The following is a 12,459-nucleotide window of genomic DNA, read 5'->3' as shown; positions in this document are numbered from 1 at the left end:
CCCCCCACACCACCCCCTGCCGGGGGGGGGGGGGGGCGCGGTGGCGCGCCGGGGGGGCGGCGCCGCCCCGTCCCGGCGGCGGCCCATCGCCGGCGCTTGCGCTACCGGCGCCCGCGCCCGTGCTGGCCCTGCCCGCACCGACCATGTCGCCGCTGGCGGGCCTGGTCAAGTGGGCAAAGTCCAAGGACGGCGCGAATGCGGGGGCGACTGGCGTGCTGACGCTGGTGGCGCTGTATGCGTCGGTCTCGGACTTGCGCAACGCGCAGGTCGTGCAGGACGCCAAGGCCGCGCGCAAGGCATGGTTCGGCATCACGTCGGGGGTGTTGGGCGTGGGCAGCGTCGCGATCGAAGTGACCGCGGGCGCGATCGGTGCACGCGTGGGCGCCAACACCGCCTTCACCATGAACCTGAAATTGAACATGCGCCTGACTGCGGTGCGGACGGCCGGCGCTGTCTTTGCGGCAGCGGCCACGTTCGTCGACGGCGCCAACAACGCGCTGAATGCGATCGACCAGTACGATGTGAAGAACTACGAGGCGGGCAACGCCTATGCCACCTCATCCGTGTTCCTGCTGTTGTCCGGGTTGACCGGCGTGGCCACCGCCCTGGTTTCGTTGGGCGGCGCATTCAGCACGGCCGGGGTGGTGGCGGGCGCGGGGGGCTTTGGCAGCGCGATGGTCGGCCTTACCAGCGGCGGCACGGTACTGCTGGGCATTCCCGTGTGGGGATGGATTGCGCTGGGCCTGTGCCTTCTGGCTGCCGGGTTGTACTTCAAATTCTGGGGCGACAGCGCCAAGGAAAGCGAACTGGAAATCTGGTTCACGCGTTGCTGCATGCGCTCCGCGCAGTTCTCGGACGTGAAGGATCGCGAACTCTATTCGACCCGGGAAGAGGAACTTGAGGATTTCAACTGGGCCGTGTTCGGCGTGCGCGTGATGCTGGAGTGGAAGGGCTTTAAGCAGGGGGAAATCTTTGGCCGCGATCGTCTGGTGCTGGACGTGGTGATGCCGGGCTATACCGAACACAGCGATTACGCGTACATCCTGAAGCTCGTCGGACCGGGCATCAGCGTCATCGTGGCAAGCAAGGGATCCCCGCGCGCGACGGACCCGGATCTGCTGCCGCGTGGACCATCCGATATGCAGTGGGTGCAGGGGCGCCCGCGCGAGGAGACCTGGGCCGACCGTGTGGACAACTACGTCGACAATATGACCTCCCGCCCTGGGTGGGCGGATGCCTGGCGCTGGATACGCAAGGATCGCAGCCAATCCATCGAGTTCACCGCCAAGCCTTGGGACGAGTCGGTTCAGTTCAATGTGAGCAGCGGCCGCGGGGTGCTGCGCACGGAGGTGCTGGTCGATGACGATATTTTCAATGAAGCGATCCTGAAGGTCGAATACTGGCCCGACCCGGACCGCATGCCCGACATCCGCTCGGTGCCCATGGGCCCCGGCGGTTCAAATCTTGTAAGAGCGACTAACTGACAAGGCGCACGCATGAACAGCAACGAACGGATCCCGGTGTCGGTCTATACGCGATGGCACCAGTTGTCGGTGCCCCTCGCGTTCGCGCTGGCGGCAGGCAGCTTTATGCTCGTGGTCTTCAACCGCGGGCCGATCGGGCTGGCTGCCGTGCTTGCCGTGTTGGGCCTTCTCGTGCCGCCGCTGGTGGCGTTCAGGGGATTTCCCACGCGCAATGACGTGAAGGTGACCGCCGAAGGGCTGGAGTTTTCACGCCGCAAACCCATCGCTTTCGGCGAACTGTCCAGTTGGGGCACGGACGATTACCTCAAGCTGGTCCGTCCTGGCCTGCCCACCGTGCTGGTCAGCGCGGTGGACCTGCCCCGGCGCGAACGCCTGCTACGCGAGTTCGAGCAGGCATTGGCGGCCTGGCAAAAGCGCCAGCCGGCCGGCACGCAGGCGGCGCGCCGCACGCATTTCTATGGCTCCACGGCGGGGCGCCTGGTGGGGCTGGCCATCACCGCCCTGGGCGCGGGATCGGCCATCATGGCGCTGAACCTGCGCGAGCCATCGGTGTCGCTGGCCATCGTGGGCGGGCTGGGGGCGTTGTTCGGGCTGGCGATGGTGTTTGGCCGGCGCGGGTGATCGCACCGCTGAGGGGCCGCGAAGGCGTTACTTACCGGATCGTCGGCACATGGGCCGGATCCGAGAACACGACGCTGATCGACGTGTTCGACGTCAGGCGCAAGCTCACGTCGGCTTGAGGTTGAACCGCGGCGCCAACCGTCTGGGCGGAGGTCCAGATCAGCCCAAGCAACGGCACGGCTGCCGATACCAGATCGCCGATTCCGGGCGCGGGATTGAGCGCGGCACGCACCACTGCGCTGCTCATGCCTTCGTTGCGGCACAAGGCCTGGAGGCGGGTGACGGCGAGTTCCAGGTCGTCGACGTTTTCAAGGAAGAAATCCGCTTTTGCGCCGCACAAGCGGGCGAGTTCGTTGCCGGCCATCCTGTTGAAAAAGTAGGTGCGCGCCACGGACATGGGTTTCTCCATCGGAAGCGCCATCTTAGCGTTGGCCGCGTACAAAATGTTGCCCGGCGCCCCATTTCCCCTTGCTAGCATGATCCTCGCCGGAATGATCCGGTATCTGGATGGATGGACAGTGGAGGTTGCCATGAATTCAAGAAGAACACTCAACCGTATCGCCGTGATTGTGGCGGCGGGTGCCTTGATGGCCGGTTGCGCGACGCAACAGCAAACGAATACCGCTGTCGGGACGGGCGCGGGCGCGGCGTTGGGCGCGGGTATCGGCGCACTGATCGGGCACGGCAAGGGCGCTGCGATCGGGGCCGGCATCGGCGCGGTGGCGGGCGGCCTGGTGGGGTACAACTGGAAGGTCGTGAAGGATGACGTGCAGAAGTCCGGCGCGTCATCGCTCGGCATCGACGTGGTCGAAATGCCCGACGGCAGCCTGAAGGTCAATATTCCGAGCGGCGTGTCGTTCGATACGGACAAGACGCAGCTCAAGCCGGCGTTGCTGCCGGTGCTGGACAGCGTGGCGCGTTCGCTGAATCAGCATCCTGAACTGCGGGCCAAGGTGGTCGGCCATACCGACAGCACCGGGGCGCTGGCGCATAACCAGACGCTGTCTGTGAACCGCGCCAGGAGCGTGACGGATTACCTGGCCAAGCAGGGCGTGGCCGGCACGCGTCTGACGGTGGAAGGCCGCGGTCCGAACGACCCGATCGGCGACAATGCGACCGCCGAAGGGCGCGCGCTGAACCGGCGCGTGGAGATCTACCTGTACGCGGTCCAGCAATAAACGCGGGCGCGTCATTTGCTGACAGGCGGCTGGCGCGATGCGCCGCCGCCTTTCTTTACGGAGTCTGACATGAGCGATTTTCCCCCCGCCCGCATCGGCACCGATATCGCGATCGCCGCGCTCACCGGCTGGCAGGCCGTGGCCGAGCGCGATGCCATCGAAAAGCGTTACCGCTTTCCCAACTTCAATGCCGCGTTCGGTTTCATGGCGCGCGTGGCGATGTTCGCGGAAAAGCTGAACCATCACCCCGAATGGACCAACGTCTACAACCGCGTGGACGTCACGCTGACCACGCATGACGCCGGCGGCGTGACCGAACTGGACGTGCGGATGGCGCAGTTCATGGACGAAGCCGCCGAGCACGCGGGCGCGACGGCGCCGAAGGCACAGCCCTGAACGAAGCTGCCGCCGCGCTCAGTCCGCGGCGTCGCCGGCCTCGGTGTGCAGATGGCCGATCAGGCGGTCCAGCATATCGCCGAACTGCCGCTGTTCGTCGGCGGTCAGGCAGCCGAAGATCTCTTCGTTGCGGTGCGCGATGAGGTCGATGATGCGGCGGTAGTGCGTCAGGCCCTCGGCGGTCGGCGCCAGCACGACGCCGCGTCCGTCAGACGCCGACACCGTCTTTTCCACCAGCCCGCGATCCACCAGTGCCTGCGCGGAGCGGCTGGCCTGGCCCTTGTTCAGGTTGGCGGCGCGCGCCAGGTCATTGACCGAGAGCGGCGCAAACCGGCCGATGGCGGCCAGGCACCGCGCCTCGCCCAGAGGAATGTCGCAATCCTTCAAGTAAGCCCGATTCGTGTCCCGGTCCGTGATCTTGTTGAGCACGTGCAGGCGGTAAGTCAGAAATCGTTCCAGAGGGGGCGTTTTCACGTCGGGCGGGCGGGATCTGCGCCCGCGGAAGATGAGGCCGGATAGTTTGCCATAGCGTCGTCCTCCAGGCTGGCGGCTTCGGCCTGCGCCAGCAGGGCCAGCGCGTCTTGCGTGGAAGGCAGGCGGCTCAGCAACGACAACCCGAGTATCGACAGAAAGAGCGGCGCGCGCGATTCGCCGACGCGCGTCAGCGCCTGCGCCATGCTGGTGTAGACCTGATCCAGAGATTCATTGTTCATGCTTGGCCTTTCGGGGTGTCGTTCACGTGCAGCGAGGGGTAGTAGGGCGCCAGCGCGGCGCGCAGTTCATCGGCGGCGGGCGCGATCCAACGGCCAAGCACGTAGCCGTCCGGACGGAGCAGGTAGACGGCGCCTGCTTGATTGCCGTAACGCGCGGCAAGCTGGCCGTGCGGGTCGGCCAATCCGCCTTCGCCCGCGCGCAGCACCCGGAGCGGCTGCGGCGCGTTCTGTGTGCCCGCAGCCAGTGTGTTCAACGCCGCCGACAACGCCGCATCGGGCGTAATGGCCAGCGCGACGAAGCCCGCGCCAAAGTTGGCGGTCAGGTACTGCGGGGACTCGCCGTCTTGCAGCAGCACGTCGGGCGCGGGCTGTCCGGGCGCGGCGGCAGGACCGGCTTCGGGCGCACGGTCCTCGCGGTTCAGCGGCGAGGTGTCATAGGAGATAGGTGCGGACTGGCGCGGATTGATGAGCGACCGCACGCCGTCGTCCACCAGGGCCAGGCGCAGCGCGGCGTCGCGCATGAGCCGGAAGCCGAAATCCGGCGGCGCCATGAATTCCGTGCTTTTGGCGCCATAAGCCAGGTTCTGCCGCGTGGCATGCACACGCTCGATGCTGTAGCTGTCCAGCAGGGTGTCGGGCGACTGGCCCTTCAGCACCCACGCCAGCTTCCAGGCCAGGTTGCCGGCGTCGTCCAGTCCGGAATTCAGGCCGCGCACGCCGAAGATCGGCACGAGGTGGCCCGCGTCGCCCGCGAACAGCACGCGGCCGTGGCGGTAGCGGTCCAGCGTCAGGCACTTGGCGTTGTAGATGGAGATCCAGAGCGGCTTCCAGGGGGCGGTCTCGCCGATCATGTCCAGATGGCTTTGCACGCGCGGCAGCACGTTTTCCGGCTTGACGGCCTCGTCGGGGTCTTCGTCGTCGCGGATCTGGTAATCGACGCGCCACACGTTGCCGGGCTGGCGGTGCATCAGCAGCGTGGAGCCGGGATTGGATGGGGGATCGAACCACGCCAGGCGCTCGACGGGCCGTTGCGATTCCTGTTCGATATCGACGATGACGTAGCGGCCTTCGTACTGCATGCCTTCCAGCTTCAGGCCCATGGATTCGCGGACGGTGCTGCGGCCGCCGTCGCAGGCAACGAGCCAATCGGCGCGCACCGTGTGGCGGGCGCCGTTCGCCTCCACCTCTACCGATACGCCGTCCGGACCGGGCTGCACGGCAGTGACGCGTGCTGACCAGGCGAGGGTGGCAAGGCCGGGGTGGCGCTGCATGGCCTGGTGCGCGAATTCCTCCACGTAGTACTGCTGGATGTTCACCATCGGCGCATACCGTTGCAGGGGATCGTGCGGCATCTGGAAGTGCAGGACTTCGCGGTCGCGGTAATAGCTGCGCCCGCCTGTCCACGCCAGGCCGGTGTCGATCAGCGGCCGGTCGGCGCCGATCCAGCCCAGGATTTCCTGCGAGCGGCGCGACATGCAGATGGCGCGGCTGCCGCTGCAGTAGGCTTCATCGGCCTCGACGGTGAGCGAGGCAATGCCGTACTCGGCGAGCAGGGCGGCCAGGGTCAGACCGACCGGACCGCCGCCGGCGATCAGGACGGGAACGTGCGAAGGGAGCGTCATGCCGTCTCCATAATCTGGTTGTTTGCGCAACTATATTCCCGGTATGTTGCGCACGCAACCAAATTATGAAGACGATAAAAAACCCGCCGACGGGCGGGTTTGGGGGCCAGGTTAGGCCGTGAAAGGGGCCTTCAATGGCACATGCGTCCGTTGCGCATGCCTTAGTTGCGTATGTTGTAGATGCGCATCGCCTGCTGTTTCTGGTTGGGATCCAGCACTCGCAGCACCACGACCCGTGCGGTGAAACCGTCGGGCAGCTTGAGCTGACCCAGCGCGTAGTCGTAGCGGTCGACCGTAAGCGCGGGGCCTTCCGGCGTCACGGTCGCGGCGCGGCCATTGGGATAGGAACCTTCGATGGCGAAGGTCAGCGTGCCCTTGAAGGGCGCGCCCGTGCGGTCTTCGCGCATCACCAGCACCTGATAGTCCAGCAGGCCGGGGGCGCGCTTGAAGCTGGCCGAACGGATGCCAAGGTTGCCGCCACGGGGATCGGGCGGCATGGCGTCCTGGAACAGCACCAGTTCCTTGTTCAGCGTTTCGATCTTGGCGCGGGATTCCGCCAGGTCGGTGGTCAGCTTTTCGTGACCGGCCTTGTTGGCGTCGCGCTGCTGGGTGGCTTCTTCAAGCTGGGTCTGCAGGCGCTGGCGCTCCATGTTGGAGGCGCTGAGCTCGCTGTGCAGCTGTTCGGATTGTTCGACGGTCAGGCGTTGCGGGCCGTAATTGGTTTGCAGGAAGAGCACACCGCCCGCGCCAAGCGCAATGCCAACCATCAGCAGGACGAGCCAGCGCGGCATGCGGCGCGTGCGTTGCCCCGGCTGGTATACGGAGGGCTTGAACGTGGCCCGTTGCGATCTTCCAAACATCCCCATTCCTAGAAAACTTCCTGTGTTTATGCCTGTGGGCAAGCGGCGCGCGCATGCCAAAGCGTCAGAGAATACCCCGTTAGCCGGGGGCGATGGTGCGCAGACAAGCCTCGTTGCGCACCTTGATATTGTGAAATATGTGGGTGTCAGGCTGCCGTGTCAGGCTGCCGTGTCAGCCAGTGCCGCGTCCAGGTCGGCAAGCCGCTGCGGGGTGCCGACATCCGTCCATCGGCCCGCATGCCGGGCGCCGTGCACCTGGTCCTGGCCCATCGCCTGCCTGAGCAGCGGCGCCAGCGGCGCTGCTTCGCCGCGCGGGACGTCCGCGAACAACGAAGGATGGTAGACGCCCACGCCGGCAAAGGTCAAACGCGGCTCGCCGTGGGCCAGCACACGCCCATCAGCCGTCAGGACGAAGTCGCCGGCAGGATGGTGCGCGGGATTGTCCACCAAAAGCAGCCAGGCGCCGCCCCGCGCCACAAGGCGCGCGGCGTCTTGCGCGGCGGCCGGATCCCAGTCGCACCAGATATCGCCATTGATGACGAGGAACGGGTCGTCGCCCAACAGGGGGAGCGCCTGCGCAATGCCGCCCGCCGTTTCCAGTGCGGTGGCTTCGGCCGAATAGCGGATGCGCACGCCATGCGCGGCGCCATCGCCCAGCCCGCGTTCGATCTCGTGGCCAAGCCAGGCGTGGTTGATGACGATGTCCCGGATACCGGCCGCGGCCAGGCGCTCCAGGTGCCAGACGATCAGCGGCTTTCCGCCCACCGGCAGCATGGGCTTGGGCAGGCGGTCGGTCAGCGGGCGCATGCGTTCGCCGCGGCCCGCGGCGAGGATCATGGCGCGCATCAGAACGTGTATCCGACGCTGACCTGGCGGTCGTCCAGGCGATCCAGCAGGCGCAGGAGCGGCGTGAAGACGCCGTAGCGCTGCGCCACCTGGCGGACGTAGCCGTTCACGCGCGGCATGTGCGCCAGGTAGTGCGCCTTGCCGTCGCGGTGGTTCAGGCGCGCGAAGACACCCAGGATCCGCAGGTTGCGCTGCAGGCCCATCCATTCATAGGCGCGGTGGAATTCGGCGAAATCTGCGTCGACGGGCAGGCCGGCCGCGCGTGCCATTTCCCAGTAGCGGATCGCCCAGTCGAGCTGTTGCGGTTCTTCCCAGGTGGTCCGCGCGTCGGTCACCAGCGACGCCAGGTCGTAGGTGATGGGGCCGGCCAACGCGTCCTGGAAGTCGATGACGCCGGGGTTGGGGCCGTACTGCGGCTGGTCGCAGACCATCAGGTTGGGCGAATGGAAATCGCGGTGCACCAGCACCTGGGGCTGCCCGCCGTTGCTGGCGGACAGCAGGGCGAAGATCTTTTCCAGAGCATTGGCGGTCTTGTCGTCCAGCGTGACGCCGTGATGCTTCTGCACGTACCACTCGGGGAACAGTTTCAGTTCGTCGGCCAGGCGGGCGCTGTCGTAGATGCCCAGGCCGTCGGTCGAGGCCTTTTGCAGCTTGACCAGGGCGGCCAGCGCCTCGCGGTACAGCGTCTGCAACTGAGCGTCGTCCAGACCGTCCTGGATGCGCTGATAGTAGGTTTGTTCGCCCAGGTCGGACAGTAGCAGCAGGCCCTGGTCCAGGTCCTGCGCCAGCACCGCCGGCACGTTCAGCCCGGCGTCCGCCAGCAGCTTGTCCACGTGCAGGAAGGGGCGGCAGTCCTCGTGCTGGGGCGGGGCGTCCATGACAATCAGGGTGCGCGATCCGGCGTCCAGCCTGAAGTACCGGCGAAAGCTTGCGTCAGCCGACGCGGGGCGCAGCGTCTCCACGGCCAGGTTCAGGGCAGGGGGCAGGCCTTGCAGCCAGTTGCGCACCTGCGCCAAGCGGGGGTCGTGATCGTTTTTCAAGGAAGATCCGTGTCAGAAGGGCAAAATTGCGGAAATTTCGATTTGGCGAACATAAGGCTGGGCGTTGTTCGCGGCTTCTCTATAATACCGGCTCATTTCCGTCAGCATTGGCCCCCCGTGGGCGCCTTTGTCCGGCTCTCCCGTGGTCAAAAAGGGCTGTTTTCATTCGTGCGCAAGGTTCCGTGGTTGATCCTCTCTGTTGTCAGCGTCGCCGCCGGAGCCGCCCAGGCTCAAGGTAGCCCGGGCACCGCTGCTTCCGCGCCGTCGGTCACGTCAACCCCCCAACTGCGCACATCTCCCGGTCTGCGCATGCACCGGTTGCCCGACGAGAGCATTCCCGCTTTCATGGAAGCGGACACCATTTCGGGCGACCCCGACTACGAGCTCACGCTGTCCGGCAACGCGCAGGTGCGCCGCATCGACGGCGTGATCAAGGGCGACGAGATCAATTACCGCAAGGACACCGGCAAGGTCGACGTGCGCGGCAACGCCCGCATGATGCGCGACGGCACGCTGGTAACCGGCCCGAACGCCACGTTCAACGTGGACCGGTATTCCGGCGAAGTCGAAAAACCCAATTTCTGGCTCGGCGCCACGGGCGGCTTTGCCGTCGCCGACCACGCGGACATCTTCAGCAAGTCGCAGATGCGGCTGCACACGGTGACGTACAGCGGCTGCCCGTGCGAAAACCCGTCCTGGTACATCAAGGCCAATTCGGTCGATATCGACTTCGACGAAAACGAAGGCGTGGCCCGCGGCGGCGTGCTGTATTTCAAGGACGTGCCTATCCTCGCATCGCCTTACATGACCTTCCCGGTCAAGCGCGAGCGCAAGTCGGGCTTCCTGATTCCGACGTACGGCACGACCAGTCAGGGCGGCTTCGACATTTCGATCCCGTACTACTTCAACCTGGCGCCCAATTACGATTTGACGGTGCAGCCGCGCTACTTTTCCAAACGCGGCACCCAGTTGGGCGGCGAGTTCCGCTACATGCGGCCCACCTACATGGGCACCATTGACGGCACCTATCTGCCCGATGACAACATCACCGGCGAAGATCGGTGGATGTATTGGTGGCGTCACCAGCAAGTGTTGTCGAACGGGTTCTATACCGATTGGGACATCGCCAGGGTGTCCGATGACGACTATTTCCGGGATATATCCCAGCTTGGCCTGAACCAGGCGTCGACGACCTTCCTGCCGCAGCGCGCGCGTGTCGGCTGGGGTTCAAGCTACTGGAGCGCCTACGCGCAGGTCTTCAAGTATCAAACGCTACAAGACCCCGACGCGCCTTTGCTGCCTCCCTATGACAAGGTGCCCGAGCTGTACTTGCGTGGCGCGCGTTATGACTGGGGCGGATTCGATGCAGAGTGGACTTCCACCGCAGTACGCTTCAAAAGGCCCGAATTCAGTGGCGCGCCCCGCTATCCGGATGGCGATCGCTTCCAGTCCTACCCGACGGTTTCCTATCCCATCGTCAGGCCGGGCTGGTTCATCATCCCGAAGGCGGGCGTCAACTTCACCCAATATCAGACCAAATGGTACGGCGTCGATACGCTGGGTCTGAATGGCGGGTCGGCCGACGGGCTGCCGCGGTCGCAGTCTCGCACGGTGCCGATCATGTCGTTGGATGCTGGCCTGATCTTCGAGCGCGAGACGTCGCTGTTCGGCAAGGCGTCTACACAGACGCTCGAGCCCCGGTTGTACTACCTCAGGGTGCCGTACCGCGACCAGTCGAAGTTGCCCGTGTACGACACGTCGTTGGCGGACTTCAGCTTTTCGCAGGCTTTCGAGGAAAACATATACACCGGCGGCTGGGATCGCATTGCGAACGCCAATCAGCTTACGGCGGCTCTGACCACGCGGTGGCTGGACGCAAATTCCGGTTTCGAGCGGCTCTCGCTATCGGCGGCGCAACGGTTCTACTTCGAAGATCAGAAAGTTACCCTGCCGTTTGAAACGCCGCGTGAAAACGTACGGTCCGATTTCCTGCTGGGCGCAACTGCCGCGCTGACGGACACGCTTAGCACCGATATCACGGCGCTCTACAACCCGTATGACAGCAACTGGTCGCGAGGACTTGTCAGTGCCCGCTGGTCTCCGCAGCGCCTTACTACGGTGGCGGTCGCTTATCGCTATCAGCGAGATCCCCAGCCCGGCGTCGCGTACCAGCCCCAAGGCCAGAACCAGGTCAGCCTGGCGGTCCAGTGGCCGTTCACCAAGCGCTGGTACGGCGTGGGCCGGGTGGACTATTCTTTGCGTTCAGGTCCGTCCAGCACGGTGGCCAACACGACGGAATCTCCCCGCGTGACGCAGGCCATTGCCGGCCTGGAATACAAGGGCGACTGCTGCTGGGTAGGCCGCGTGGTCTACCAGCGCTACGCCGTATCGGCGGCGGACACCAACTCCGCGCTGTTCTTCCAGCTTGAGCTCACGGGCCTGGGTTCCCTCGGAACCGACCCGATGAACCTGCTGAACAGAAGTATCCCCGGTTACACGCGCGTCACGCCGCCCGCGCAGGCCGGGACCACATTTGAAAGGTATGAATGATGCGTAGGTTGCACTCTTTGCGCCGCCTCTCCGGCAATGCGCTGCTGCTGGCCCTGTGCGCCGGCTTGCCCGCCGCTCATGCGGCCGAGCAGACCGCCCGCGGCGCGAACAGCGCCAAGGCCGCTCCGGCTGCGCAGAACAAGGAAGCGCCCGCGGCCAAGGGCGAGCAGTTCGTGGACGGCATTGCCGCGATCGTCGACAAGGATGTGATCACGCTGCGCGAACTGCGCGACGCTTCCCAGCGCATCGCAGGCGAACTCAAATCGCGCGGCATCCAGGTGCCGGACGACCAGACGCTGCAACACCAGGTGCTGCAGCGTCTCATCATGGAACGCGTGCAGCGTCACGAAGCCGACCGCCTCGGCATCCGCGTGGATGACGCCCAGATCGACACGGCCATCCAGGCCATCGCCGCGCGCAACAAGATCTCCGTGGCGCAACTGCGCCAGGAGCTCGAGAAGGCTGGCACTCCCTGGGACAATTACCGCAAGTCGCTGCGTGACGAGATCCGCTCGGATCGCCTGCGTCAGCGCGCGGTCGATTCGACCATCGTCATCTCCGACGCAGAAGTCGACGCCTTCCTGAAGGACCAACGCCGCAACCCGGCTTTCGGCGCGGCCCCCCCGCAGGCCCAGCAACCGCAACCCCAGGCGCAACAGCAGCCCACGCCCGAGCAGGCCGCCGCGCCTGCCGGTCCCATGCTGTACGCGCTGGCGCAGATCCTGGTGCGCGTGCCGGAAGGTTCGTCGCCGGATCAATTGGCGCTGCTGCGCAAGAAGGCCGAAGGCCTGCTGGCGCAAGCCAAGCGCGGTGACGACTTCGCCAGCCTTGCCGCGGCGGCGTCCGACGGTCCCGAGGCGCTGCAGGGCGGCGTCATGGGCGTGCGTCCGCTGGACGGCTGGCCCGACCTCTTCGTCAAGGCCATCAGCAACCTGCAGAAGGGCCAGGTCAGCCAGCTCATCCAGAGCGGCAACGGTTTTCACATCATCAAGGTGATGGACCGCGGCACCGCCCAGCCCGCGCCCAGCCGCACGGCTCGCGCACCGGCGCCCCAAGCCGCTCCGCAACCGGCTCCGCAGCCGGCCGCGCGCGCGCAGGCGCCGCAGGGGCCCACGCAGGTCGTTCAAACGCGCGCGCGCCACATCCTGA

At 65.8% G+C, this 12,459-nt stretch carries 13 protein-coding genes; 6 read left to right on the top strand and 7 right to left on the bottom strand.

Going from position 1 to position 12,459, the window contains the following annotated elements:
* Positions 1–119: 119 nt before the first annotated feature.
* Positions 120–1,484 carry a hypothetical protein gene (locus B3446_RS06350; RefSeq protein ID WP_291378506.1) on the top strand — a complete coding sequence of 455 codons (1,365 nt, stop codon included), beginning with the start codon at positions 120–122 and terminating at the stop codon, positions 1,482–1,484.
* A 12-nt stretch (positions 1,485–1,496) separates the two neighbouring features.
* Positions 1,497–2,105: a hypothetical protein gene (locus B3446_RS06345; RefSeq protein WP_191578878.1), complete on the top strand. Its 609-nt coding sequence runs from the start codon at positions 1,497–1,499 to the stop codon at positions 2,103–2,105.
* 31 nt (positions 2,106–2,136) lie between these two features.
* Here the strand turns inward: B3446_RS06345 and B3446_RS06340 are convergent, their stop codons facing one another.
* Complete coding sequence (locus tag B3446_RS06340; protein ID WP_291378504.1) at positions 2,137–2,502, bottom strand: hypothetical protein; 366 nt, start codon at positions 2,500–2,502, stop codon at positions 2,137–2,139.
* A gap of 133 nt (positions 2,503–2,635) precedes the next feature.
* Here B3446_RS06340 and B3446_RS06335 point away from each other — a divergent pair, with 133 nt between their 5' ends.
* Together B3446_RS06335 and B3446_RS06330 are read left to right on the top strand one after the other, a co-directional pair.
* Positions 2,636–3,283 (top strand): OmpA family protein, encoded by a 648-nt coding sequence (locus B3446_RS06335; RefSeq protein ID WP_175138879.1) that lies wholly within the window; start codon positions 2,636–2,638, stop codon positions 3,281–3,283.
* 69 nt (positions 3,284–3,352) lie between these two features.
* Positions 3,353–3,679 (top strand): 4a-hydroxytetrahydrobiopterin dehydratase, encoded by a 327-nt coding sequence (locus B3446_RS06330; protein WP_056569168.1) that lies wholly within the window; start codon positions 3,353–3,355, stop codon positions 3,677–3,679.
* An 18-nt stretch (positions 3,680–3,697) separates the two neighbouring features.
* Here B3446_RS06330 and B3446_RS06325 read toward each other — a convergent pair whose 3' ends face one another.
* From B3446_RS06325 to B3446_RS06300, 6 genes are all read right to left on the bottom strand, one after another.
* Positions 3,698–4,153: a MarR family winged helix-turn-helix transcriptional regulator gene (locus B3446_RS06325; protein WP_191578880.1), complete on the bottom strand. Its 456-nt coding sequence runs from the start codon at positions 4,151–4,153 to the stop codon at positions 3,698–3,700.
* Complete coding sequence (locus tag B3446_RS06320; RefSeq protein ID WP_191578881.1) at positions 4,150–4,392, bottom strand: hypothetical protein; 243 nt, start codon at positions 4,390–4,392, stop codon at positions 4,150–4,152. The genes B3446_RS06325 and B3446_RS06320 overlap by 4 nt, the downstream gene beginning before the upstream one ends.
* Complete coding sequence (locus B3446_RS06315; RefSeq protein WP_291378500.1) at positions 4,389–6,014, bottom strand: FAD-dependent oxidoreductase; 1,626 nt, start codon at positions 6,012–6,014, stop codon at positions 4,389–4,391. The genes B3446_RS06320 and B3446_RS06315 overlap by 4 nt, the downstream gene beginning before the upstream one ends.
* Positions 6,015–6,175: 161 nt before the next feature.
* Positions 6,176–6,874 (bottom strand): DUF6776 family protein, encoded by a 699-nt coding sequence (locus tag B3446_RS06310; RefSeq protein ID WP_191578883.1) that lies wholly within the window; start codon positions 6,872–6,874, stop codon positions 6,176–6,178.
* 159 nt (positions 6,875–7,033) lie between these two features.
* Complete coding sequence (murU, locus tag B3446_RS06305) at positions 7,034–7,720, bottom strand: N-acetylmuramate alpha-1-phosphate uridylyltransferase MurU (RefSeq protein ID WP_291378497.1); 687 nt, start codon at positions 7,718–7,720, stop codon at positions 7,034–7,036.
* The gene (locus B3446_RS06300) at positions 7,720–8,760 is read right to left on the bottom strand and encodes an aminoglycoside phosphotransferase family protein (protein ID WP_191578885.1); all 1,041 of its coding nucleotides are present in this window, start codon (positions 8,758–8,760) and stop codon (positions 7,720–7,722) included. Before B3446_RS06300 ends, murU begins: the two co-directional genes overlap by 1 nt.
* Positions 8,761–8,928: 168 nt before the next feature.
* On the opposite strand from B3446_RS06300, the gene B3446_RS06295 reads away from it, so the two are divergent.
* Positions 8,929–11,310: an LPS-assembly protein LptD gene (locus B3446_RS06295; protein WP_191578921.1), complete on the top strand. Its 2,382-nt coding sequence runs from the start codon at positions 8,929–8,931 to the stop codon at positions 11,308–11,310.
* Positions 11,307–12,459: peptidylprolyl isomerase (locus B3446_RS06290; protein ID WP_291378494.1), on the top strand; the 1,153-nt coding region annotated here is incomplete at its 3' end. The genes B3446_RS06295 and B3446_RS06290, both read left to right, overlap by 4 nt.

The organism is Achromobacter sp. UBA5777, assembly GCF_002418565.1.
GTDB lineage: Bacteria > Pseudomonadota > Gammaproteobacteria > Burkholderiales > Burkholderiaceae_B > Achromobacter > Achromobacter animicus.
This window is presented reverse-complemented; position numbering and strand designations above follow the sequence as displayed.